Source organism: Actinokineospora baliensis (assembly GCF_016907695.1).
GTDB lineage: Bacteria > Actinomycetota > Actinomycetes > Mycobacteriales > Pseudonocardiaceae > Actinokineospora > Actinokineospora baliensis.
This window is the reverse complement of sequence record NZ_JAFBCK010000001.1, coordinates 5,519,323-5,543,805: the sequence shown is the minus strand read 5'-3', so window position 1 is coordinate 5,543,805 and position 24,483 is coordinate 5,519,323. Positions and strand designations below refer to the sequence as shown.

The 24,483-nt window shown below is 73.1% G+C and carries 21 protein-coding genes; 5 read left to right on the top strand and 16 right to left on the bottom strand.

Features of this window, described 5'->3' with window-relative positions:
• Positions 1-4: 4 nt before the first annotated feature.
• On the bottom strand, positions 5-3,031 hold the full coding sequence (locus tag JOD54_RS25020) for a type 2 lanthipeptide synthetase LanM family protein (RefSeq protein ID WP_204453701.1): 3,027 nt from the start codon (positions 3,029-3,031) through the stop codon (positions 5-7).
• Positions 3,032-3,250: 219 nt separating this feature from the next.
• Here JOD54_RS25020 and JOD54_RS25015 point away from each other — a divergent pair, with 219 nt between their 5' ends.
• The 4 genes from JOD54_RS25015 (at position 3,251) to JOD54_RS35765 (ending at position 6,691) form a co-directional block, all read left to right on the top strand.
• Positions 3,251-4,195 carry an acyl-CoA synthetase family protein gene (locus tag JOD54_RS25015; RefSeq protein ID WP_204453700.1) on the top strand — a complete coding sequence of 315 codons (945 nt, stop codon included), beginning with the start codon at positions 3,251-3,253 and terminating at the stop codon, positions 4,193-4,195.
• The gene (locus JOD54_RS25010) at positions 4,192-5,376 is read left to right on the top strand and encodes an AMP-binding protein (RefSeq protein WP_204453699.1); all 1,185 of its coding nucleotides are present in this window, start codon (positions 4,192-4,194) and stop codon (positions 5,374-5,376) included. The genes JOD54_RS25015 and JOD54_RS25010 overlap by 4 nt, the downstream gene beginning before the upstream one ends.
• Positions 5,377-5,462: 86 nt before the next feature.
• Entirely contained in the window at positions 5,463-6,209 is a 747-nt protein-coding gene (locus JOD54_RS25005) for an SDR family NAD(P)-dependent oxidoreductase (RefSeq protein WP_307860262.1), read from the top strand.
• A gap of 50 nt (positions 6,210-6,259) precedes the next feature.
• Positions 6,260-6,691 (top strand): LuxR C-terminal-related transcriptional regulator, encoded by a 432-nt coding sequence (locus JOD54_RS35765; RefSeq protein WP_204453697.1) that lies wholly within the window; start codon positions 6,260-6,262, stop codon positions 6,689-6,691.
• A gap of 13 nt (positions 6,692-6,704) precedes the next feature.
• Here JOD54_RS35765 and JOD54_RS24995 read toward each other — a convergent pair whose 3' ends face one another.
• The 13 genes from JOD54_RS24995 to JOD54_RS24935 form a co-directional block, all read right to left on the bottom strand.
• A complete protein-coding gene (locus JOD54_RS24995) occupies positions 6,705-8,015 on the bottom strand; it encodes an amidase family protein (protein WP_204453696.1) in 1,311 nt (436 codons plus the stop codon).
• Positions 8,012-9,598: an HAL/PAL/TAL family ammonia-lyase gene (locus JOD54_RS24990; protein WP_307860261.1), complete on the bottom strand. Its 1,587-nt coding sequence runs from the start codon at positions 9,596-9,598 to the stop codon at positions 8,012-8,014. Before JOD54_RS24990 ends, JOD54_RS24995 begins: the two co-directional genes overlap by 4 nt.
• On the bottom strand, positions 9,595-10,782 hold the full coding sequence (locus JOD54_RS35760) for a 3-deoxy-7-phosphoheptulonate synthase (protein ID WP_204453694.1): 1,188 nt from the start codon (positions 10,780-10,782) through the stop codon (positions 9,595-9,597). Before JOD54_RS35760 ends, JOD54_RS24990 begins: the two co-directional genes overlap by 4 nt.
• Positions 10,779-12,083, bottom strand: a complete 1,305-nt coding sequence (locus tag JOD54_RS24980) for an ATP-grasp domain-containing protein (protein WP_204453692.1) — start codon at positions 12,081-12,083, stop codon at positions 10,779-10,781. Before JOD54_RS24980 ends, JOD54_RS35760 begins: the two co-directional genes overlap by 4 nt.
• 1 nt (position 12,084) lies before the next feature.
• Positions 12,085-13,362, bottom strand: coding sequence for an MFS transporter (locus tag JOD54_RS24975; protein WP_204453689.1), 1,278 nt, complete (start codon positions 13,360-13,362; stop codon positions 12,085-12,087).
• A complete protein-coding gene (locus JOD54_RS24970) occupies positions 13,359-14,720 on the bottom strand; it encodes an ATP-grasp domain-containing protein (protein WP_204453686.1) in 1,362 nt (453 codons plus the stop codon). The genes JOD54_RS24975 and JOD54_RS24970 overlap by 4 nt, the downstream gene beginning before the upstream one ends.
• Positions 14,717-15,010, bottom strand: coding sequence for a hypothetical protein (locus JOD54_RS24965; RefSeq protein WP_204453684.1), 294 nt, complete (start codon positions 15,008-15,010; stop codon positions 14,717-14,719). The genes JOD54_RS24970 and JOD54_RS24965 overlap by 4 nt, the downstream gene beginning before the upstream one ends.
• Positions 15,007-15,441, bottom strand: coding sequence for a hypothetical protein (locus tag JOD54_RS24960; RefSeq protein ID WP_204453681.1), 435 nt, complete (start codon positions 15,439-15,441; stop codon positions 15,007-15,009). Before JOD54_RS24960 ends, JOD54_RS24965 begins: the two co-directional genes overlap by 4 nt.
• A gap of 8 nt (positions 15,442-15,449) precedes the next feature.
• Entirely contained in the window at positions 15,450-17,156 is a 1,707-nt protein-coding gene (locus tag JOD54_RS24955) for a prenyltransferase/squalene oxidase repeat-containing protein (protein WP_204453679.1), read from the bottom strand.
• Positions 17,153-18,466 (bottom strand): phenylacetate--CoA ligase family protein, encoded by a 1,314-nt coding sequence (locus tag JOD54_RS24950; RefSeq protein ID WP_204453676.1) that lies wholly within the window; start codon positions 18,464-18,466, stop codon positions 17,153-17,155. Before JOD54_RS24950 ends, JOD54_RS24955 begins: the two co-directional genes overlap by 4 nt.
• Positions 18,466-19,824 carry a KamA family radical SAM protein gene (locus JOD54_RS24945; protein WP_204453674.1) on the bottom strand — a complete coding sequence of 453 codons (1,359 nt, stop codon included), beginning with the start codon at positions 19,822-19,824 and terminating at the stop codon, positions 18,466-18,468. Before JOD54_RS24945 ends, JOD54_RS24950 begins: the two co-directional genes overlap by 1 nt.
• A 147-nt stretch (positions 19,825-19,971) precedes the next feature.
• Positions 19,972-20,745, bottom strand: a complete 774-nt coding sequence (locus JOD54_RS24940) for a class I SAM-dependent DNA methyltransferase (RefSeq protein WP_372440417.1) — start codon at positions 20,743-20,745, stop codon at positions 19,972-19,974.
• A complete protein-coding gene (locus tag JOD54_RS24935) occupies positions 20,732-21,451 on the bottom strand; it encodes a VanZ family protein (RefSeq protein WP_204453669.1) in 720 nt (239 codons plus the stop codon). Before JOD54_RS24935 ends, JOD54_RS24940 begins: the two co-directional genes overlap by 14 nt.
• Positions 21,452-21,630: 179 nt before the next feature.
• Between JOD54_RS24935 and JOD54_RS24930 the strand changes: the two genes are divergently transcribed.
• Positions 21,631-22,929 (top strand): glycoside hydrolase family 18 protein, encoded by a 1,299-nt coding sequence (locus JOD54_RS24930; protein WP_204453667.1) that lies wholly within the window; start codon positions 21,631-21,633, stop codon positions 22,927-22,929.
• Between the two features lie 73 nt (positions 22,930-23,002).
• Here JOD54_RS24930 and JOD54_RS24925 read toward each other — a convergent pair whose 3' ends face one another.
• The gene (locus JOD54_RS24925) at positions 23,003-24,052 is read right to left on the bottom strand and encodes a YncE family protein (protein WP_204453665.1); all 1,050 of its coding nucleotides are present in this window, start codon (positions 24,050-24,052) and stop codon (positions 23,003-23,005) included.
• Positions 24,053-24,083: 31 nt separating this feature from the next.
• A complete protein-coding gene (locus tag JOD54_RS24920; protein ID WP_204453662.1) occupies positions 24,084-24,476 on the bottom strand; it encodes an Imm1 family immunity protein in 393 nt (130 codons plus the stop codon).
• Positions 24,477-24,483: the final 7 nt, after the last annotated feature.

The window sequence follows — 24,483 nt, the reverse complement described above, 5'->3', positions numbered from 1 at the left end:
AACGTTAGTTCCCCGGGGCCAACAAGAGCACCGGTGGCACTGATTCCGGGAAACCCAGGCGCAGCAGACCGATGCCGATTCCGGCTAAACCGGACAACAAGCCGGGTGCGGGCACAGCGGCGGGTGTACCGCAGCGCGGACCGTGCCGTTCCAGCGCGTCGAGCAGTTGGCCTGCGCGGCGCGACTGGACGACCTGTGCCGCTTCGTGGCCGCGGTGGGCCAGTGCGGTCAGTGCCTCGAGCACGCCGAGTTCTCCGTGGCAGAGACTGTTGTCCCGCAGCGGACCCTGGTCGCCGAGTGCGGCCACCCAGCGGTCCACCAGGCCGGAGTCATCCGACGCGGCGTGCGCCAGCACCGTGCCCGCCATGCCCGTGCACCAAGCGTGGTTCACGCCGCGTGGATCGTCGAGGTCCTGACCGGGTGCGCGGCGCAGCTCCGCGAGCCCGGCCACGGCGTAGCGCTCACCGCCGATCGCCGCGTACCGCGACAGCGCGTACCCGATCCCCGCCGAGCCGTCGGCGAACCCGCCCGCCACGGATCCGTCCTGGATCCCGTCGACGAGCAGGTCGGCGAACCCGCCCGCCAGCGCGGCCGCTCGCGCCAGCCCGGTCTCGGCGTGCACGGCGAGCAGCGCGGCCACCGCCCCCGCGCGCCCGTCGGCGAACCCGGCGCGGCCGTTGTCACCGCGGCCGACGAGTTCCACGGCGACCGGCAAGCACTCGGCGAGCTCGGTCGAGTCGAGCAGGCGGGCCAGCCGGGCCACGGCGTAGCTGATGCCGCCGAAGCCGCGCAGCCCACCGGGACCGACGGCCTCGACGAGTTCCGGTGTCTCGGCCAACGCCCCGATCAGCGGTGGCAGCGCGGGCAACGCCCGCGCCGCGAGGTCGGTGTAACAGGCGATCCCGGTCAGCGCGCCGAGTTGGGCCAGGAACAGCGCGACGCCGACATAGCCGTCGGCGAGTCCCGCGCCCAGCGGGAGCACCGACCAGTGCTCGCCCTCGATCGCCTCCAACCCCAGCCAGTTGGCGCGGCGGTCGTCCCGCGCCGCGGTGGCCACGAGGTGGTCGGCGATGCCGCACGCGGCCGCGAGCAGCCGCCGCTGGTCCGCGGCGGGTGCCGCGCGGCTGGCAAGCGCCTCGCGCCCCTCGTGGTCTGGGCGCGCTGTCCTGGTGGCGAGCGCCGCGTTGATCAGCCATTCCTGGGCCCGCCGGTCGTCCGCACCCATCCTGGCGAGCTTGGCGACCGAGGCGACCAGGCCCGAACCGTCGAGCAGATCGGGCAACCGGGTCCCGGTGGAGGTCCACACGTCCCGGCTGTCCGCCCGCCCGGTGAACAAGGGGATGTCGCCCGCCCACAGGTCGGCCTGCTCGTGCCGGACCAGCCGGGCGCGGACCGGGTCGTGCGCCGATTCGGCCCACAGCACGTCGAAGAGCCGGTCCCGGTCCAGGCCGTCGCGCAGGACATCGGGGTGCGTCGACTCGTCGAGCACCGTGGAGTACGACCTGGTCGCCCGTGCCACGATCCGGATCTCGTCGCCCGCGAAGCGGTCCAGCGCCCGCCGCAGCTCGTCGCGACCCGCGACGATGGCGTCGTAGCCCGCGCGGAAGCCCCCCAGCAGCGCGGTCTGGAACGCGGCCGGGTCCGCGTGGGTCCCGTTGAGCGCCGGGCGGTTCGCCGCGCCGACGAACTCGGCCGTTCGCCGCACCAGGCGCATCCGGTCGGTGCCCGCGCCCTCCCAGGCGACCCCGTCGATCGGGTACTGACCGCCCTTGTCCCCGCCGAGACCGGAGATGTCGAGCGCGCCGTGCTCCCCGAGCACCAGGTGCGGCAGGAGCGCGACCCGGTGCACCGAGGCGGCGAACGCGGCGACCGCCGGGTCCTCGCCCGCCAGCGCGCGAAGGGGCAATGTCGGGTGGAACAGGGTTTCCACGTCCACCAGCACGGGGGTGTCGCCGTGTGCGACCAGGTTCTCGAAGTGGATGTCGGTTCCGTCCACGGCGTAGAGCAGGGCGAGCAACGCGCCCTGCGCGCGGTAGAACCTGGCGACCCCCGCGTCGTCCGCGCACTCGCGGTGCGCGATGAACTCGACCCAACCGTAGCCCGGCCGCGCGATCGCGGCCGCCGCGCGCAGACCGAGCGCGGGCACCCTGGCGTTCAACCAGGTGACCAGCTCGCCGAAGTGGGCGTGCAGCGACACCGACCGCGGCTTGTAGACGACCGTCGCCCCGGACGCGAAGCGCAGCATCGCCACGGCCCGGCCACCCTGGTGCCGGTCACCGGCCCCGGAGTCGATGGCGGTCAGCGGCCCGGGATCGGTGCCGCCCAGCAGATCGGTGACGATCGCCCGCCGGTCGGCGGTGAACCGGTCGAGCAGTTCCAGGGTGGTCTGGACCGCCTGGTCGCAGGTCCGCGCCAGCAGCCTGCCGAGTACCGGGTACTCGGTGAACAGGGCGCGCAACCCGGTTGTCGTGCCGAGGTGGGCGAGGAAGTCGGCGAACCGGTCGGCGGGCGTGTCGCCGGTGAGGCGGCCCGCTTCGCGCGCCCGGTGCAGTTCGAGGACCGCGGTCCGTGCGACGAGGCGGGCGAGCTTGGCGGCGAGGGCGTCGGTGAACCCGGCGAGCACCCGTCGCTCGTCCACGGAGGGCGGGAGTCGGGCGGAGGCGAGCCGGGTCCGCGCCGCGTCGAGGAACGGTCGCAACGGCACGGCGAACGCCTCTGGCGCCTCCCGCTCCCACACCGGGGCAACGGGTGCGGCCGCGACGGCCGCCGCCACCGCTTGGGCCCACGCCGGGATGTCCGTGCGCCCGGCCAAGGCCGCGGGCTGCTCGGCCAACAGCGCGAGCAGGTGGGCTTGCGTGATCCCCGCGTCCGCCAGCCGGACGGCGAATTGGCCCGACTCGGCCAGACCGTGCGCTTCGCGCCACCTGGCGAGCGCCTCGGCGGCGTGCTCGGTGGACCCGGCGACCGCACCGGGGGCGGTGGCCAGTCGCTCCCGCAGGTTGAGCCCCGCGGCCCACCAGGACGAAGTCACCGCGACATCGTGCCAAAGCGCGTGCCCGCCCGGTGAACGACGTTCCGGGTGCTGAGAAGCGGTCCGCAACGCGCGTGCGGGCGCGGCGAATCTGGGTACCGGCTACCCATGTCCGCGTTTCGGTGGCTCTGTGAGCATCTGCGTGGTCGATTCGGGGTAGGGCGATCTGGTGGGCGGGGACATGTGGTTCAACCATTCGGCGGCACCGGCGAGGCGCCCGTGAGCGCCGCGCCCGTCCGGTTCGCCACCTCCGGCTCGACCGGGCCACCGGTGCGGTGGTCGCGCGACGAGGACCAGTTGGCCGCCGAGACGCGGCTGCTCGCCACCCTGCTCGGCGGCGACGCCGTCGACGCCGTCCACACGCACGCACCGGTCGAGCACCTCTACGGGCACCTGCTCGGGGTCCGGTTGCCCGCTCTGCTCGGCGTCGGGGTGCGGCACGTGCCGATCACCCGGCCGTTCGCCGCGTCCGGCTCCCCGCTGCTGGTCACCCTGCCCGCCTCGTTCTCGGTGCTGGCCCGGTCCTTGCCCGCGCTCGACGGCTGCGACCGGGTGACGCTCGTGTTCAGCAGCGCCCGGATCCCGCCGCTCGCGCACACCGTCGTCACGGCGCTCGGCGACCGCGCCCGGCTGGTGGAGCTGTTCGGGTCGACCGAGACCGGACTGGTCGCCACCAGGGTGTTCCCCGGCGGCGCGGACTGGGAACTCGCGCCGGATGTCCGGTTCGCGCCTGGCTTGCTCGCCGCGGGCTCCGGGCGCCTGGCACTGCGCAGTCCCCGGATCGCGGCCCGCGACGGCTCGCCGCCACCGGCGGAGATCACCCTCGACGACGACATCACCGTCGTGGGTGCGCGCTCCTTCCGGTGGCACGGCCGGGCGGCCGGGCTGGTCAAGATCAACGGCAGGCGGCTGAGCCTGGACGCCGTCCGCGCCACCCTGGCCGCGGCGGTGCCGGGCGCCGTGCTGCGGTGCGTCCCGGAACCCGATCCGGTGCGCGGCGAGTGGTTCACCGTGACGGTGGACCGCGCCGACCCGCGGACGCTTCGCTCCCTCGCCGCCGCGGTCGCCGAACTTCCCGCCTGGCAACGCCCCAGGTCCATCAACCCGGTCCCCGCGGCGCGCGCGGACCGGGTGCGCACCGACGAGGAACCGAGGACCCGATGACCGACGACCAGGAAGCCGTGCTGCGCGCCATCGCGCGGCGGGCGGCCGCCCTGCCCTTCTTCGCCGACAAGTACGCCGGACTCGACCTCAGCGGCGACTTCGCGTTCACCGACCTGCCGGAGATGACCCGCGAGGACATCACCGCGGCCATGACCCCGGTCGCCGGGGACGGAGGCAGGTCGGGGGCCTACCTGTTCACCAGCGGTGGCAGCACCGCGGCACCGAAGATCGCCTGGATCCCGATCGAGATGCACACCGCCGCGATCGCGGCGCACTGGCGGCCACTGCGGTCCGACGACGTGCTGGCCAACCTCGCGATGCCGGGTCGCCTCTGGTCGGCCCACTACTTCTACAACGCCCTCGCGCGGCACTGCGGGGCCGACGTGATCGGCCTCGGCCACGTCGAGGCCGAGGAGTGGCCGCACTGGCTGGACTTCCTGCACCGGCACGGCACGACGGCACTCACCGGTACGCCGTCCACGCTCCGGCAGGTGCTCGACCTGGCGGTGGCGACCGGCCACCCGATCCTCGACCGGTTGCGCACCGCGGTGTTCTTCGGTGAACCCTGCCCGGACGCGCTCGCAGGCCTCTGCCGTGAGCTGGGCATCGGGCTGTGGGGCAACTACGGCTCGACCGAGACCTGGGTGATCGGGCACAACGGCCCGACCTGCCACCCCAGGACGTTCCACCCGTTGCCGCACCAGCACGTTGAGGTCGTCGACGGCGCGGCGCTGATCACCACGACGCACCCCGACGCGGTCGCCCCGGTGCTCCGCTACCGGGTCGGTGACCTGGTGAGCTGGGCGAAGTGCCCGTGCGGTGCCGCGCAGCAGGCTCTCGCCGTGCACGGCAGGGAGGGCGTGCTGATCAAGTTCGCGGGTACCCTGGTCAGCCCGCAGGAGTTGGTCGAGCTCGCGCTCCTGGAGCCGTCGGTCGCCGCGGCGCAGGCCGTCTGCTTCGACGGTGAGCCGGAGCGGCTGGAGATCCGGGTCGTGCCGACCCCGGGGTCCGATGTGGACACAGCGGCGTTGCGCGCCGCGCTGGTGGACTCCCAGATCGACCTGCGTTTCGCGCTGCGCGGCGACGACGACGGCTTCCAGGTCGTGGTGGTGGACCGGCTGCGGGTGAACGAGCGCACAGCCAAGACGCCGGTGCTCCTGCGGTCGGGTGACCTGGCGTAGTGGTCGCTGCGCGGCGCCGATGACCGGAGATGGTGAACGCCCCCCGGGCGAGTGGCGCCCGGGGGTTCGACGGATGGAGGAAGACGGTGTCCGAACCGACGGTAGCCGTGGTCAGCGGCGGAGGTACCGGCATCGGGAAGGCGATCGCCGCCCGGCTCGCCCTCGCCAACGAGGTGGTCATCCTCGGCCGCCGCGCCGATGTGCTGGCCGAGGCCGCGGCCGAACTGGGGCCCCGTGTGCACGCGCGCCAAGTCGACGTGTCGGCCAAGGACGCGGTGGTGGCGTTCGCCGAGTGGCTGCGCGCCGAGCACGGGCGGGTGGACGTGGTGCTCAACAACGCCGGGTACCTGCTCCCGGTGACGCTGGCCGACATCGAGGCGGGCGAGGCCAACCTGGACGAGGTGCTCGGCGCCAACCTCAAGGGCGCCTACCTGCTCACCGCGGCCCTGCGGGACCTGCTGAGCAGCCCGGGCGGCCGGGTGGTGAACATCAGCTCGATCGCCGGGTACTCCGGTGGCAGCGGCGCGGGTGCCGCGCAGGCCTACGCCGCCGCCAAGGCGGGCCTCACCGGGCTGTCCTTCGGCATGGCCCGCGAGCTGGGCCCGCTGGGGATCACGGTGAACGTGGTCGCCCCGGGGTTCATCGCCGACACCGGTTTCACGACGGACTTCCCGGCCGAGCGGCAGCGGTGGCTCGCCGAGCAGACCGTCGTCGGCCGCGCGGGCCACGTGGACGACGTCGCGCACGCGGTCGAGTTCCTGGCGAGCGCGCAGGCGTCGTTCATCAGCGGGCACGTGCTGCACGTCAACGGTGGGTGGCTGTTCGGCCGGTAGGGCCGGACCCCGGTGTCGGGGGACACCGGGGACGACGCGGGGAGGTGTGCGTGCCAGTCGAGCGTTCGTCGTGCGCGCCGCGGTGCGAGGAGCCGGTGGAGGAGGGCGTCTCGGCGCTGGGGGAAGCGGTCGAGGTGATGGTCGCCAGGCTGACCGGGGCCGTCGAGGCGCGGCTCATGCCGGTCCCCACGGTGCTGCGCGCACTGGAGACCCTGGCCAGGTCGGTGTCCGAACTGGACGGTGTGCTGACCAGGATGCTGGTCGAGACCGCCGACCCGGTGCGCCTCACCCCGCGCGAGCAGGAGGTGCTCGACCTGCTGTGCGCCGGGCACAGCGCGACCGGGATGGCCAGGCGGTTGGGGCTCTCGCCGCGGACGGTGACCAAGCACCAGGAGCGCCTGTACCGGAAGTTGGGCACGTCCGACCGGCTGGGCGCGGTCCTGCGCGCCCAGCGGCTCGGACTCGTCCCCGGCGCGCGGTGATCACCGCCCCCGCTCAGCGCGGGTGGTACGCGGGCCGCAGCGGGGCCAGCTCGCGGCCGAGTTCGATGAGGACCGCGTCGCTGTTGCGCGGGCCGACCAGTTGCACCGACAGCGGGATGCCGTCGTCGGTGATGCCGACCGGGCAGGCCATGGCGGGCAGGCCCGCGATGCTGGCCACCGGGTTGTAGCCGATCTCGTGGTCGAAGTCGGGCAGGTCGGGCGAGGGGAACACCTGTGTCGGCGGCTTGCCGCGCCTGCGGGGGAGATCGGCGTCGAGCGGCATCAGCCACGCGTCCACCCCGGCAGCGGCGAACAGGTCCGCGGCGAGGGCCCGCAGCCGGGGCTGGGCGGCCAGGACCTCGTCGGCCCGCTCCCGCGCCACGCCCGCGCCGAACTCGATGCTGTTGAGCGTCAACGGGTCGAGGACCTCGCCGGTGATCTCCCGCAGGAGGTCGTGCGCGGAGCGGGCGCACAGCTCCCACGCCGCGCCGCGCCACCGCCACAGGTCGCCCAGGTCGACCGCGACGGTCTCGTGGCCCGCCTCCCGCAAGACCCCCGCGGTGTGCGCCACCGAGGCCGCGACGGCCGGGGCGGGCTGCCCGTCGGCGACGATCCCGATCCGGCGCCGGGTGCGCCCGTCGCCGACCACACCCGGTCCCAGCCCCAGTCGGTTCCACAGCACCGCCAGGTCGTCGGCGGTCCTGGTGATCCAGCCCACGGTGTCCATGGTCGGCGCCAACGGGAGCAGACCGACGAGGCGGGCCGGGTCGTGCGTGGTGCGCAGGCCGACCAGCCCGCACCGGCCCGCGGGCGCCCGGATCGAGCCGATCACGTCGCTGCCGAGGCCGAGGTCGCAGATCCCGGCCGCCACGGCCACGGCGGGCCCGGTGCTGGAGCCGGTCGGGTCGATGTCGGGCAGGTACGGGTTGACGCAGCCGGAGCCGATACCGATGTTGATCTCAGTGGTGACCAGCTTGGCGGTCACCGCCGCCGCGGCGAGGCCGTCGAGCGCGGCGGCCGAGGTCCTCGGGTGGTGGCGGTAGCGGCGCATGCCCCAGGTGGTGGGCATGCCAGCGACGTCGAAGGTGTCCTTGACGCCGACCGCGATCGGTAGCGGGCTCTCCGGGACCGGCCGCAGGTACACGCAGGCGCGGTACCTGGCGTCCGCCTCGCGGCTCCACCCGGTCAGCTCGTCGCGCCACGCGGCCGCCGGGAAGTCGCCCGCGTCGGCTCGGCGCAGCCGCTCGCGCAGCGGCTCGGTCACCAGCGGTGGCACCGGGCGCGGCGCGTCCGCCTCGGCCGCGGGACTGGTCGTGGTGGTCATGCGTGGGCCTCCGGGTGGGGTTGGAGTGGCGCGAGGGCCTTGGTGATCAGCCCGTCGCGCAACGCTTCGGTGAGGGCGGCCAGTTCGGTGTCGAGCCGCCGATCGCGGGACAGGAACCCGACGTGCCCCCGCACGGCGTCGAAGACCGCGCGGCTGCCCGCGCCCGCCAGGGCGGGACCGCGCAGCTCGACCGCCTGGCACAGCGCGGCCAGGTGCAACGCCGCCAGGTCGAAGGTCAGGTCGACGACGGTGCGGGCGTCGCGGGCGGCGATGGTGCCCATGGACACCTTGTCCTGGTTGTGCGCCTCGGTGGACCGGGAGAACGCGGTGGCGGGCGTGCCGAGCTTCAACGCCTCGGCCGCCAGCGCGGACGCGGCGATCTGCACGCCCTTGAACCCGTGGTCCAGCCAGGGGCCCGCGGGGTCGACGGGGGCCAGGTTCGCGGGCAACCCGTTGCTGTACCGCTCGTCCACGACCGACGCGAGTTGCCGGTCGAGCAGGTCGGCGACACTGGCGACGGCGGTCTTGAGGGTGTCCATGGCCAGGCCGACGTGACCGCCGTAGAAGTTCCCGGCGTTGTGCACCGCCGCGCCTGCCGGGTCGAACAGCGGGTTGTCGTTGGTGGAGCAGATCTCGACGCGCAGCCACTGGTCGACCCAGGTGAGCGTGTCCCGCAGAACGCCGATCACCTGCGGCGCGCAGCGCAGCGAGTACCGGTCCTGCACGGGTCTGGGCAACCGCCCGTTCCCGCTCGGCGCAGGGGCCCCGGCGTCATCGGTGACCAGTTCGGAGCCCGCGAGCGCCGCCGCGACGGACTCGGCGCTGCGCCGCTGGCCCGGGTGCGGCTTGTGGTCGTGCGGGAACGGGGCGAACGCGCCGCTGTAGCCGCGCACCGCCTCGACGGCCAGCGCGGTGCACGCCTCGGCGATCACCGCCAACGCCTCGGCGTCCGCGGCGGCCAACACGGCGAAGGCGGACATGAAGGAGGTGCCGTTGATCAGTGCCAGCGCTTCCTTGGGTCCCAGCCGGGCCGGTGTCAGGCCGCGGGACCGCATGGCGGCCGCGGCGGGCATCCGCTCGCCGCGGTGGCGGACCTCGCCGCCGCCGGTCAGCACGTCGGCGATGTAGCACAGCGGGATCAGGTCGCCGCTGGCGCCGACCGAGCCGCGTTCCGGCACGACCGGGACGAGGTCGTGCGCGAGCAGGTCGAGCAGCAGGTCGACCACCTCGGCGCGGATGCCGGAGTAGCCGCGGGCCAGGCAGTTGGCCCGGATCAGCATCGTCGCGCGCACGGTGTCGTCGGCGGCGGCCGGGCCAGAACCCACCAGGTGGTACTGGATCAGCGACCGCTGCAGGTCCGCCGCGAGCGCGGGCGCCAACTGGTTGCTCCCGCTGTCGCCGAAGCCGGTGGTGACCCCGTAGACCGCCCTGCCGGAGGCGATCACCGCGTCGCGCAACCGCACCGATTCCGCCATCGCGGCACGCGAGCGCGCCGAGAGGGCGGGCCGGGCACCGGGGGATCGGGCGAGGTCGGCGACCTGGCCGGGCCGCAGGGAGTCGTCACCGAGCACCGGGCCGCTCACGGGCGCACCACCGCGGGCCGGGTGAACGCGTCCAGGAAGGCGCGGGTGACCCGCACCGCCTGCCCGGGGTTGAGCCTGGGGTCGCAGGCGGAGGCGTACCAGGGCAGCACGGGCCCGGCGCCGGAGAGGTCCTCGACCTCGTCGACGCACTCGGTCACCTGGTCCGGCGAGCTCTCCAGGTGCAGACCGGCCGGGTGCAGACCCGCCGCGGTCAGCACGGCGACGAAGTCGCGGACCTCGGCGACCAGGTGGGGCACCACGCGGGTCTTGCGGCCATCGGCCAGCCGGATCGTGTTGCCGTGCACCGGATCGCACAGCCAGACCGGTCGGGCACCGGTGGCCGCCACCGCCGCGGCGAGGCCCGGCAGGACCTCGCGCACCCGGTCGCGGCCCAGTCGGGTGATGAGCACGAGCCGTTCCGGTTCGCGCCGCGGGTCGAGCGCCTCGACCAGCTCGATGATCGCCGCGGCGCTGGTACCGGGGCCGAGTTTCACGCCGACCGGGTTCGCCACGTCCGCCAGCAGTCGGACTTGCGGTCCCCGCACCGACCGGGTCCGCTCACCCACCCAGAGCAGGTGACCGGACGCGGCGTACCGCGTGCCGTGCTCCTGGCGGACGAGCGGTTCCTCGTACTCGGGCAGTAGCGCCTCGTGGCTGGCCCAGACGGGGACGGCCGCGCGTCGCGCCGACAGGTGGTCCAAGACCGCCGCCGAGTGCGTGTACGCGGCGAGCATCCGGCGCGGGTCGGCTACGCGGGCCAGCGGGTCGGGCGCCGCGCTGTTCACCGCGTCCCCGCGGTACACCGGGATCGGCACCCCGTCCGGCCCCGGCTCCGTGGCGTAGCTGCGCGGCTTCGCGAACTGGCCCGCCATCCGTCCGATGAGGACAGCGGGTAGCCCGGTCCGCCCGGTCATCGCCTGGCCGAGGAGCTCGAGCTGCGCGCACTTGCGCTCGGTGGCATGGGGCGTCACCTCGTGGAACATCTCCGCGCAGTCGCCCGCTTGGAGTACGAGTGCGCGGCCCCGAGCGGCATCCGCCAAGCGGGCGCGCAACGCCGTGCAGGACGCCAGGTCCACCAGCGGAGGGCGGTCGCGCAGCTCACGGGTCACCGCGTGGACGGCGGCCGCGGACGGCCAGGGCACGGCCTGCGCCGACGCGACCGCGACCTGCCCGAGCGCGGTCACGGGGTCACCTCCAGCCGCACGGCGGACCGGACGGCACGTTCCAGGTCGTCCAGCTCGGATCGGGTGGCGGCGTCGATGACGAACGTCGCCGCGCGATCGGCGGACTGGCGCAGCGGCGAGAGCCGCGTCCCGGCGGGCTTGAGGGCGAGCAGGCACCGGAGGGTCGGCGGATCGTCCGGGCGGCTCGCCTCCGGCACCAGATCCCGCGCCGCCGACCGGTCGTACCAGTGGGCGCCGGTACCGAGCGGGTGGTCGACGGCCAGCCCGGTCAGCGTTCCCGGCTCGTGCGGGAGGAACACCTGGCGGGCCCACCTGGCAGGCGCGGTGGGCACGGCCGGGTCCTCACCAACGGCCAGGCCGACGACGGCGTCCTCCAACGACCCGCCGGTGGCCAGGGCGTGCAACTCCATGATCGCGTCACCCGGCGGTCGCACGGCGATCTCGGTGAGGCTGATCCGGCCGCCGCCGTCGATCCGGTACTCCCCGTGCGCCATCCCGGTGCCGAAGTCGAGCCCGCGCAGGATGTCGTCGTGGGTGGCCAGCAGCCGGTCGCGCAGGTCATCGGGCAGCGGTGCCGGGGTGGTGTGCCCCAGTTCGACGAAGTACGGCTCGCCGTCGTCCTCGGTGGTGCGCTTCTCGGTGATCCCGGCGTACCGGCGCGTGCCGTGGTGGCTGAGGGACTCGACCGAGTACTCCCGGCCCTCGACCCGTTCCTCCAGGAGCAGCACCTCGTCGGCCGCGTATCCCGGCAGGCTCGCCCGCAGCTCTTCGGCGTCGCGCACCAGCCGCACGCCCGAGCTGGCGTGCCTGCCGACCGGCTTGAGCACCGCCGGGAAGCTCTCCCAGTCGTCGACCACCTCCGCCAGCGTGGCCGCCGTGACCAGGTCGGCCCGCGGGCTCCACCGGGCCAGGTAGCGCCGCTGCAGGTACTTGTTGCGGCAGACCCGCGCGGCCCGCCTGCCGGGGGAGGGCAGGTCGAGGACGTCGGCCACGAGCGCGGTCGCGGTCACGAACTCCTCGCGCAGGCAGCAGACACCGCGGATGTCGTAGCGCTGGGCCCACGCCAGGCACGTGTCGAGGACGCGGCCCGTGGCGTCCGGGGCGTGCTCGCCGAGTTCGGCGATCCGGCTCCACGGGTGCTCCCCGCCCGCCGTGGTACCCGTTCGGACGGCCTCGCCGAGTGCCGTTTCCGGACTGTCCACCACCAACACCAGCAGGTCCCGGTCGTGCGCGGCCCGCAGGAATCGGTGGTTCCAGGTGGCGACCAGGCCACCGAGCAGAACGACCGCTGGACGGGTCATCTCAGGCTCCGTTCGCGGAGGTGGTCGGGTGGGTGAGCGGCTCGCCCCGCCCGCGGACGGCCGCGATGGTGACCAGCAGCCCGAGCACGATCACCACGCCGCCGACGCCGATGTAGACGGCGCGCAGCGCGACCGCGCCCGCGGCGGCGGCCAGGACCAGGTAGACGAGCACGCGGCAGAGGCCGACGGAGGTGATCATCAGTGACATCACCCGACCCTGGAGGTCGACCGGGGTGGCTTCCTGGACGCGGCTGCGGAAGACGTAGAAGGCCTGGAAGGTGACCCCCATCGAGGCGTACATCAGCATCGGGACCAGCAACCCGCTCGCCAGGCCCATCCCGACCAGACCGGCGCCGAGCCCGATGACGCCCGCTCCCGCCAGCTTGCTCTCGTCGGCGCGGGCGGTGACCATCGGCAGCGCGATCCCGCCCAGCACCGCGCCGAGGGCGAACATCGCGTCGATCAGCCCGAGCCCACCGGAACCGACGTCGAGCACCTCGACCGCGTACTGGGCGATCAGCGTGTTGAGCAGGTAGAGCACGCCGAACAGCACCACGAGCATCACGTAGGACGGCAGCAGCCGCGGGTGCTCGCGCAGGTACGTGAACCCCTGCCGCGACCAGGCGTACCTGGTCCGCCAGTCCCGCGGCCCCTCGGGCGCGGAGTAGCTGTGGCCCGCCGCCCGCAGTCCCGCGACCAGCGCCGCGGAGCCGAGGAAGGTGACCATGTTGAGCACCAGCACCCAGGTCACCGAGGTCGCGGCGATCATCAGCCCGGCGACAGCCGACCCGAGGACCTGACCGATCTGGATCGCCACCCCGGTGGTGGCGTTCGCGGCGAGCAGCTTGCCCTCCGGCACGATCTCGCGGACCAGCGCGCCCGCCGTCGGCACCGAGGTGGACTCCACCCCGCCCAGGAAGAACACGACGGCGAACAGGTGCCACATCTGGAGCTCGCCGGTCGCCGACAGCAGCGTCACCACGGCGAGCACCGCGGTCGCGACCAGGTCGGTGACCACGAACAGCCGCCGTCGGGGGAACCGGTCCATCGCCATCCCGATCAGCGGCCCCAGGGTGAGCCCCGGCAGCGCGCCGACCAGCAGCACCAGCGGGACGCCCCAGGGGTGGTCGGTGAGCTGCAGCATCAGCCAGACGTTGGCGATGAACTGCATGCCGTTGCCCATGTTGGTGATCATCAGCGCCCCGGCGACCCGCCGGTACTCGACCGGGCGCAGCGGTTCCAGGCGTTCGCGGACCGCGGTGACCAGCGCGTTGCTCATGCCCCGGCCCCCGCACCGGCACTGGCCGCGTCGAGGGCGGGCCCTGGGTCGGGCGGGTCGGCGACGATCCGCACGGCCCGCGCGGTCCGGTCCCGCAGGTCGTCGAGTTCGGCGGCGGTCGGCGCGTCCACCACCGACATGACCACCCGGTCGGCCGACTGGCGGATCGGGGTCAGCCGGTGGCCGGGAGCGCGGCCGACGACGACCATCCGCGGCCGCCCCGGCGCGTCCGGCTCGGCGGCGGGCCGCACGTCCGGCCAGCACCAGCGGTCGGCGATCCAGGTCACCGGCACGTCGGCGCCCTCGACGAGGACATCGCGCAGAACGCCGCCGGGGTGCTGGTGGTAGTCGCCGCGGGCGAAGCGGACCGGATCCGGGTAGGACGCGGGCTCGCCGAGCGCGACCGACAGCACTGCCCGTTCCAGCGGTTCGCCGCAGGCCAGGTGGTACAGCAAGCCGATCTGGTCGCCCGGGGTCCTGGCCGCGATCTCCATCAGCACCACCGAGCCGTCGGCGCGCACCCGGTACTCGGCGTGGGCGATCCCGTCGGCGAACTCGAGCCGCCGCAGCACGGCCTCGTTGGCGTCGAGCACCGCGCGCCGCCGCAGCGCGCCGAGGTCGGTGTCGGGCACGGTGTGGCCCAGTTCGACGAAGTACTCCGAAGCGGCCTCGGTGGTCACCTTGCCGGTCACCGAGGCGAACACGGTCCGGCCGCCTTGGACCAGGGATTCGACCGAGACCTCCGGCCCGGCGACGAGTTCCTCGACCAGCAGGTCCTCGCCGGGGTCGTAGGTGCCGAGGAGTTCGGTCAGCCCAGCCGGGTCCTCGACCCGGCGCACCCCGGAACTGGCCTCCCGGCCCACCGGCTTGACGACGGCGGGGAAGGTCGCCCAGTCGAGCGCCGACCCGGTCTTGGTCAGCGCCGACCGCGGGCTCCACCGCCGCAGGTACCGCCGCTGCAGGTGCTTGTCGCGGCAGACGCGGGTGGCTCGCAGCCCCGGCGACGGCAGGTCGAGCACGTCGGCGACCAGGCCGGTGACCTCGACGAAGGCCTCTTCCAGGGCGAGCACACCGCGGATCCGGTGCGTCTTGGCCCAGCGCAGTACCTGGTCGAGCACCCGCTCGTGCTGGTCGCCGTCGAGCCAGACCCGGTCCGCGTAGCCCGCGAGCGGGTGGGTCGGGTCCGACCGGCGCGCACCGTCGATCAGCCGCGCGAACCGGGTGGGGCTCTCGACCGCCAAGACCACCAGCCCGCGCTCGGTCGCGGCGGGCAGCAGGTGCGGGTACCGGAAGGCGAACATCGCGCCGAGGACCACGAAGGCCTCGGGCCGCGCCGTGCCGGGGATCGGCGTGGTCATCGCCACTCCAGCGCTCTGGCGTCGGTGAGCTTGTGGCCGACCAGCGCGCTGATCGACGCGACGCTGCGGAAGGTGGTGCGCAGGTCGTCGTCCACCAGGTCGACCTGGACCTCGAACTCGCGCTCCACCGTGGCAACGCAATCGAGGACGCCCAGGCTGTCGTAGCGGTCGGGGCCGATGTCGGCGAGCCCGACCTCGTCCTGGTCGGCGGTCACGGCGGTCCCGAGCAGGGCGCTCGCCAACGTCCGGACCCGCTCGCGGATCTCGTCTTGGGTCGGGTCGGCGGTCATCGGGTCCCGTCCTTGTCGGTGGTAGCGGTGTCGTTCGTGGTGCCGGTGTCGTTCGTGGTGCCGGTCTCGGCTCGGCGGAGGTCGTGCGGGGTGAGGTGGTCGGCCGGATCCGTCGGCTGCACCACCACGAACACGCGGTCCGGTGGGATCTCCGGGCTCAGGACCCGGCGGATCTCGGCCGCGCAGGCGGCGCGGAAGTCCGGCCCCCGGTGGTGCGACACGACGCACTGCGCGAAGGCGAACGGCCGCTCGTCGCGCATCGAGAGCGGGTAGGGACCCAGGTAGACCTGGTCACCGCGCTCGACGGCGAACCGGGTCACCACGTGCTCGGGGGTGACCCCGCGGTCGCGCCACCAGAAGGTGAGCTGTTTGGCGATCCGGCGCTGGAAGCCGGGATCGGTGACCGGGGTGGCGATGATGGTCGTCGGCATGGCCGTCCTCACAGGTTCAGGCGGGGCAGGCGGGCGGTGCCGCCATCGGTGCTCGCGAGCGCCAGCAGTCCGCCGAGGCAGTCCGCCAGCGGCCCGCCGCCGCGGTGGCCGAGCGGGCTCCACGCGTACCCGTCACCGGTGCGCAGCCGGTCGAGCAGCCTGCGCGCGGACGCGCGGTCCCACGGCAGGTCGAGTACTTGGGCGGTCAGCACGGCCTGGTAGGTGGACGCCAGGTCGGGTAGGTGCCGGGGGATCGCGGACCAGCCGCCGAGCGGGCTGGCGTGCGCCACGATGGTGTTCGCCACCGCGCGGGCCTGCGGGCCCGCGCCGATCGCGTCCAGCGTGCGGGCGGCGTGGGCGGTGGCGGTCAGCGACAACGGGCCGCCGGGGACGTCCGCCGCCGACGCGCCGGACAGGCACCGGTGGACGAAGTCGGCCACCCGCGCGGTGTCGAGGACAGCGGCCGGGTCGAGGCCCGACACCACCGCTGACTCCACCGCCGAGGCGGTCGAGGTGAGGTTGGAGCCGCGGCCGACCCAGTAGCCCACCCCGCCATCGGTGTTCTGCAGGCCGCGCAGCCACCGGCCAAGGCGGTCACCGTCGAGCACCGAACCGGTGCGCCGCAGTGCGGAGGCGGCCCACAGCGTGCACCGCACTTCGGCGCCGCGACCGGGCATGTACATCACGCCGCCCTCGTACGGGGTCTGCGCGCGGAGCAACCAGTCCCGCGCGGCGGCGAGCTCGTCGGGGCGGGCTTTGCCCGGCTCCAGCACGAAGGCCGCTGTCGCCAGGCTGTCGCCCGCCGTCGCCGGTGCCCGATAGGTGAAACCGGACCCGGGCAACTGGTACGACCTGACCACAGTGGACACCCGGCCTGCCGCGTCGGCGGACGGCTCCGAGCCCAGGTGCGCCAAGGCGCCGACAACGGTGAACGCCGACCAGACGTCCGCCTGCCCGTAGCCCGGCCAGCGCTCGAACCCGCCGCCGGGAAGCTCCCGTGCGGACAGCCAGTCGACCAGGCCCGGGGTGTCGAGCGGGCGGGCTCCGAGGGCGCGCAACGCCCCTGTGGCGCGGAAAGCCGCCCAGGTGCACGGCTCCTCGCCGGGTGCGAAACCGAACCCGCCGTCGGGGCGCTGCTGGTCGTGCAGCCAGCCGACCAGCCGATCCCGGTCCCACGGGGGAGGACCGGTGTCCGCGGACTCCCAGGCGAGCGCACCGTAGTAGCACGCGCGGACATCCGTCGCCGTCCCGCCGGGTGCCCAGCTCAGTCCACCACCGCCGGTCTGCAGCGCCGCGAGCCAATCCGCGAGATCATCGCCCCGCTCGACCGGGGTGCCCAGTACCTCGTGGGTGAGCCTGCAGGCGTAATAGGTCGCCCAGACGTCGGCTGACTGACCCGGTGTCATCCCGAACCCGCCGTCGGGGGTGCGGGTCGACGCGAGCCACTTCGCCAGCCGGTCCGGCTCCGGGCACTCGCGGCCGAGGTCGGCCAAGCCCTGCGCGCTGTAGTAGGTGGCCCACACGTCCGACGGGAGGCCGCGCTGCCAGCCGAACCCGCCGTCGTCGTTGCGCCTGGCGAGCAGGAAGCCCGCCACGGAGTCCGGATCGGCGGGCGCGGTGCCCATCCAGCGCAGCGCGCGCACCGCGGCGTAGCTGCACCACAGGTCGGCGTCCGGCTGGCGTGCGCCGCCGTCGTCGGTGCGCGTGCCGGTCATGCCATCCTCGCGATACTGGTCCGCTTCCAGCTCTTCTGGCTGGCACCCGCCTTGCTGATCGCGGGCAGCTGCGACACGACCACGACGTCGTCCCACTCCACGCCCGCCGCGGTGCACCGGTCGCGCGCGGACGCGGCGATCTCGGCATCGCCGGGAACGTCGACGTCGCGTTCGAGCACCAGCCGCGCTTTGGCGTTGCCCTCGGCGACCTGCACGAGGTAGCCGGTCACCCGGGAGTCCTCGTACACCAGGCTGCCGAGCGAGTGTTCGGACAGCGTGGTGCCGCGCCAGGTGAGGGTGTCGTCGCCGCGCCCGTGCACGGCGATCGTGGGCAGCGCCAGTCCGCAGGGGCACGGCTGGGCACCGACGCTCACGATGTCGCCGGTGCCGTAGCGCAGCAGCGGGCGGGCGTGGTTGTTCAAGGTCGTGGTGATCAGCTCGCCGGTCGCGCCCGGCCGCGGCGGGCCGATCACCTCGCCCTGCCGGATCTCGACCAGGTGGCCGGGGGTGAGCAGGTGCAGCCTGCCCGCCTCGCAGGTGGCGGCGATGGTGCCGGTCTCGGTGCTGCCGTACGAGGCGTCCAGGACGGCCGCTTCCCAGTCGGCGCCCAGTCTCCGCCGCTGGGCGGCGAGGCTGACCTCCCCGAGGAGCAGCACGGTCGTGACGCTCGTGCGGAGGTCGGGGAGTTCACCGCGTTGCTTGAGCAGCCGGGTCCACTGCGCCCACACCCCGGGCGCGGCGAACACGGCTTGCGGGCGGTAGCGGCGGAACAGGCCCACCAACCGGTCCCAATCGCTGACGCCGGTGGTGAAGGGGTAGCAGCGCAGGGTCGTGTGCCCGAGGTACTCGCAGGTTCCGATCGCGAGATCGGCGGCGGGCAGGATGTCCGAGGGCAGCATCACCGCCACGCGCAGCGGGTCGGGCCCCAATGCCCTGCGCCACAACCCGGCGACCGACAGCGTGTTGCCGATCAGGTCGGCCGCCGTCCGCGGGGTCGGCGTGGTGCGTCCCGACGAGCCGGAGCTCTCGTAGTACCTGGTGACGCCGGTGAGGTCGAACCGGGTGAAGGCGTCGGGATCGTCCTTCACCCGGTCCTTTGTGGTCACGGGCAGCGCGGACAGGTCGCGGTCGGCGAACCCGGGCAGGGTGGCGAAACCCGGCACCCCCGATGCCCGCTCCCACAGCCCGGCGAGCTTGTCGTGCTGGACGCGGGCGACGGTGTCGGCGTGGTAGTCGCAGGCGTCGAGCAGGTCCTGCTGCGAGCGCGCCTCCCGCAGGGTGGCCCGGGCCTCGGGGTCGGTGAACCACATCAGCGTTCCCCGATCAGCGCGAGGTCGGGGTGCCGCCGAGCCTGTTCGGCCCACCACCGTTGACCTTCCTCGGGCAGGCTGTGTATCGGGTCGACGTACTCGTAGCGCCGCCCCGCGGTCTCGACGGGGTCGAACGGGCCCTTGAAGTCGTTGGCCCACGTGGAGATCCCGCGCACCCGGTCGTAGGACACGACCTGGTGGACCCACCGCTTGCCCGCGTACGGCACGTCGCAGACCAGGCGCGGGGTGGCGAAACCGGGCAGGTAGCCCATGAGCGAGTCCTGCAGCGCTTGGGCTTGGTGCAGCGGCAGCCGCCAGTGCTCGGCCTGCGGGATCAGGTCGCACATGTAGAAGTAGTAGGGGGTGATGCTCGCGCCGTCGAGCAACGCGAAGCACAGGTCCAGCAAGGCCCGCTGGCTGTCGTTCACCCCGGCGAGCAGCACCCCCTGGTTGCGGACGTCACGCAATCCGGCACCCAGCAGCGTTCGAGCCGCCTCGCCGACCAGCGGTGTCACCTGGCACGCCGCGTTGGCGTGGGTGTGCAGCGCGATGTTGACCCCGCGCTGGGCGGCGATCCGGCAGACGCGCTCGATCCCGGCCACCGTCGAGGGCACCAGCCAGTGCTGCGGCAATCCGACCAGCGCCTTGCTGGCCAACCGGATGTCCCTGATGGACTCGATGGTCAGCAGGTGGGTGACGAACTCCTCCAGCCGCGGCCACGGCAGGTTCGCCACATCGCCGCCGGACACCACGACATCGCGGACACCGGGGGTGGCGCGCAGGTAGGCCAGGATGCGGTCGAGCCGGTCGGCGGGCCGCAGCGCGAACCGGAGCTTGTCGACCCCGGGGGTGGACGGTCCGACCAGGTCCATCCTGGTGCAGTGCCCGCAGTACTGCGGGCAGGTCGACACCACCTCGGCCAGCACCTTGGTGGGGTACCGGTGGGTCAGGCCCTCGGTCGCCCACATCTCGGCCTCGTGCAACGAATCGCGGCTCGCGTGCGGATGACTCGGCCAATCCACCCGCCGGTCCGAGGCGATCGGCAGCAGGTAGCGGCGCACCGGATCCGCCCGCAGCCCGTCCTCGTCCGGCGGTCCGTGCGGCACCATCGTGTTGACCAGCTGCGGGGTCAGCAACATCGACATCGTCGCCGAGGTGCTCTGGTCGAGCACCACGTCGTCGAAGAACCCGTCGCCGACCAGGTCGCCGGTCACCTCCCGCAGCTGCCGCGGCGTCTTGACGCAGTGGGATCGCTGCCACTGCACATCCCGCCACTGCTCGGCGGTGATGTCCCGCCAGCCGGGGAACCGGCGCCAGTCCGGCTCGACCAAATCCTGTTGCAGATACGTGTAAACCACACTGTCCCCCCACCGGGAGCGGCCTGATCACCCCTGAATCGGTCGACGTCGACCGTGCACAACGAAATCAAGAGTGGCCTGGCAGCGGCAATACGCAGTTGTACGTACGCCGATTCCTCGCGCGGGTTGTGTGTGGTGAGCGCGGAACTACTCCGCTGGGAGCTTCTCCCAGATCGACACGTGTTTCGTGCTCGCGTCCGTGAACGCCGACCGGTCCCAGTCCGCCCAGCGGTGCTTCAGCCGCATCCCGGCGATCCGCGCCATCAGGTCCATCTCCGCGGGCCAGGCGTACCGGAACGGAACGCGCAGGAACCGGCCCGTTCCGTCCGGCGATACCGTGACGTGGTTGGACGTGAACTCCTGGGTCGCCACGTTGTACTGGTCGAATCCCACATAGCCCGCCCGATCGCCGTTGGGCGCGATCGCGAACGGAACAGTGTCCTGCCCCGGAGGCAGGCGGCGCAGGTCGGGCAGGCCCACCTCGATGAGGAACAGCCCGCCCGGACGCAGGTGCGCGGCGGCGTTGCGGAAGACCTCGACCTGACCGTCCTGTGTGGTCACATTGCTGATCGTGTTGTACACCAGGTACACCAGTGCGAACTCGCCGCTCACGCGGGTCGAGGTCATGTCCCCGATGGTGACCTCGACCGCATCGCCGCCCGGTTTGCCCGCGAGTCTGGCCACCATCGCCCGGCTCATCTCGATCCCGCTCACCGGCACGCCACGGTCGGCCAGCGGTGCCGCGATCCGCCCGGTGCCGACGGCGAACTCGAGCGCCGGTCCACCGCTTGCCAGTTCCTCGAGCACCTCCACCACTGGCGTCACCGCCTCAACGGCGTTCGCACCTCCTGGAGTGTCGTAGTCGACTGCCACACTTTCCGAGAACCACCCGTCCGCCGGGTCATCACTAGGCACGGTGATCGACGCTACGCACACCCGGTGCGCTTCTCACCTCATTTTCGGACACCCGGTGACCTGGCAACGGAAGCTTGTTCGGGGCGCACCACCATCGCCGCGCCGCCAACGCCGCCAGAGCGGCCCCCACCGCGTTGACCAGCACATCGTCAACCGACGACACCCGGTCCAACTGGAAGGCGTACTGCGCGGTCTCGATCACCACCGAGCAGCCCGCGCCGAGCGCCAGGACCCGCGGGAGAGACGCCAACGCCGCGAACCGCATCGGTCCGAAGAAGCCGAGCGCCGCGAACACCAGCAGGTTCCCGCCGATCCCCAACGGCCCCATCGTGACCAGGTCCCGCAGCGGAACCAGGCTCAGCCGACCGGGGACGATCCCCGCGCCTGACCCCGGCATCAACGTCAACCACACCCACGGCGCGGTCCCGTAGACCATGCCCACCTCGGCCAAGGACCTCCGCCACGCTGATGGGGCCCCCACCGCGAGCCGGAGGCTGGCCAGGCCCCACGCCACCAGCCCGGCCACCGGCACCCCGACCAGCGTCATCAACACCACGCCGTTCTCCGTGCCGAAACACCACCGCCACTGCCCCGTGAAGCACGCCGGAGCCGCCATCAACAACGGCCGCCGGACCAGGAACAAGGCGCCGACCAGGGTGAGTACGGCAAGGCAGATGAGCACGAGCGTGCGCGTCCGGCGGGTGCGGTTCACCCGCGCAGTGAACCCAGCGGCCCGTTGCGACGGCGTATGCGGTTTTCGATACAGCGACGATATGTGGTGGTGCTCGTCTGCGGCGGGCCGGATGTCCGGATCGCCCCGTCTGGGCGTATGCCCGGTCGCGATCTTCCCCTAGATTGGTCTGGACCATGACCCGAGTGTTGGGGAGGACCATGTCCGGGAAGAGGTGGGGCGCCCTGGTCGCGGCCGGCGCCGTGGCCGCGGGGTTGGCGGTGGGCGGGACGCCCGCGCAGGCCCACGGTGGCGACGCCGGGGTGCGCACGGTGGGGTACTACACGCAGTGGAGCTACCAGGACAGGGGCATCCCCGTCCGCTACACCGTGGACAACGGCACGGCGGCGAAGCTCACGCACGTCAACTACGCCTTCGGCCTGCTCGACGAACGCGGCGGGTGCGTCAGTTCCGACCCGGCGGCCGACTACCAGCGGCTGATCCCCGCTCGGGATTCCGTCAACGGCAAGGCTGACCGGCCCGGGCAACCGCTGGCGGGCAACCTCAACCAGCTCAAGCAACTCAAGCAGAAGTTCCCCAAGCTGCGCGTCTACATCTCCCTCGGCGGCTGGATCGGCTCCACCTACTTCTCCAACGCCGCGTTGACCCCGCAGTCGCGTGCCGCGCACGTGAAGTCCTGCATTGACCTGTGGCTCAAGGGAAACCTGCCCGGCGCGCCCGCCGGTGCCGCCAAGGGCGTGTTCGACGGCATCGACCTCGACTGGGAATGGCCCGCCACTGAAGGCAACGCGGGCAACGTCGTGCGCCCCGAGGACAAGCAGAACTTCACCGCGCTGCTGCGCGAGTACCGCACCCAACTCGACCGGCTGGGCCGCGCCGAGCACAAGCGCTACGACCTGACCGCGTTCCTGCCCGCCAACCGCGAGGCCCTCGACCGCGGCTACGAGACCACCGAGGTGTTCCGCCTCCTGACCTTCGCCACCATCCAGGGCTACGACTACCACGGCGCCTGGGAGCGGACCGCGAACCAGCAGTCCGCCCTGCGCGTTCCCGACGGCGACCCCACCACCCCCAAGGACAGCGGCGAGATCGTCGTCAACGCCTACCTGGACCGCGGCGCCCCCCGAGCCAAGATCACCCTGGGCGTCCCCTACTACGGCCGCGGCTGGACCGGCCTGCCCAACCAGAACAACGGCCTGTTCCAACAGTCCACCGGCCCCGCCCCCGGCACCTACGAAGCGGGCTACGACGACTACCGCATCCTCAAGGGCCTGCTCGCCGCCGGAACCTACAAACTCCACCGCGACAACAAAGCAGGCCACGCCTGGCTCTTCAACGGCACCACGTTCTGGACCTACGACGACCCAACGGAACTCACCCGCAAGGGCCGCTACATCCGAGACCGCGGCCTGGGCGGCGCCATGATCTGGTCCCTGGACGGCGACACCCCGCAGGGCGAACTGATCCGGGGCCTCTCCGCTGGCCTGCACCACCGCTGACCCCACCCGCCCCGCTCACCCACCCGGTGAGCGGGGCGGTTCATCGAAGCAAGTGGGTGCTACATGAGAAGTGCTAGTCGCAGAGCAGGACGCAGGGGTCGTCCGTCGGGTCGGTGATCACCCGCAGGTGGGGTGCCGGGTCGGTGATCGTCTGCGTGATCACGTACAGCCGGGACAGGTCGGGGGTCCAGGCCAGGCCCCGGGTGGCGGCCACCTCGGTGCGGGGGATCTCGAAGGTCGCCACCGGCGAGGTGCCGCCCGCCCGGTACACCTTGACGTCGTCGGGGGCGTTGGTGGCGACGGCCGTGGCCACGAAGGCGTTGTCGGGGGAGGCGGCCACGGCGATCGGGCGGGTGCCGGTGGTGAAGGCGCCGCGGCGGGCCAGGGTGGTGGGGGCGTAGGCGTCGACCGTCGTGCGGGACGTCGTGGCGCTGTAGAGCGTGGACCCGTCCGGTGTGGTGGACAGGTCGACCAGGCCCGCGCCGACGGTGTCGCTGGTGGCAGCGGCGGTGAGGTCGGAACCGGAGCGGGTGTAGGTGCGGATGGTGGACTGGCTCAGCGACAGCTGCCCCGCGGCCAGCGGACCGTTCTCGGCCCCGGTGGACGACAGCAGGGGAGCGCGTTGGTAGGTGGCGCCGCCGTAGGGCTTGCTGGTGTCGACCGGGGGTGTTGCCGCGGGGTCGAGGCGACCGATCTTGGCGTTCCAGTCGGCGGCGCAGCCGTAGCCGAACCAGATCAGGGCGCCGGTGCGGGCCAGGTGGGTGGGGCAGCTGGAGGTACCGGTGGCGTGGCGGTCGGTTTCGGCCAGCGTCGTGGTGTCGATGACCGAGATGGCGTCACCGGCGGCCAGCGCCACGTAGAGCCGGGTGCTGTCGGCGTTGAGCTCCAGACCGGTGGCGCCGGGCTGGCCGTCGAGCCGCTTGACCACCTTGCCGCGCAGGTCGGTCACCACGATCCCGTTCGCCGTCGGCCCGCCGCTGACGAACACCCGCTGGTGGACCTGGTCGACGGCGATGTCGCCGAACGCGGGCAGCGGCAGGTCGGTGCCACCACCCGCCACCGCCGGGACCGCGGTCGTGGCGACCACGACCACGGCCAGGACCGCTGCCCTGGTGAACCTCATGCTGCTTCCTCCTTGTCGCGCGGCGGACCGGCTACTCGCGCAGCCAGTCCAGGTCTGGGTCGGCGGAGTGCTCCGCGAGGAACGTGCGCACCGCCCGGGCCGCCAGGTCGAAGTCGACGACCTGGTCGGCCGGGTAGTTGCCGAGCTGCCCGCCGACCACCAGTTGGGCGGTCTCGTCCTCGGCCCCCGCGCCCCCGCGCAGGGTGAACAGGTCGTCGTCGGCGGTGCCGAGCACGACGTGGTAGCGGCCGTCGCCGCCGCCGACGGAGACGTAGTCGCCCGCGTCGGTCTCGACACCGACCTGGCTGGTCACCCGGTTGTCCAGCCTGCGCAGCGCGGACTCCGCGTCGGCCCAGGTGGGGTCGGTGACCTCCTCGGACTGCTCGCGTTGGCCGGTCCAGGAGTGGATGCTCAGCACGGTCACGGGTGGC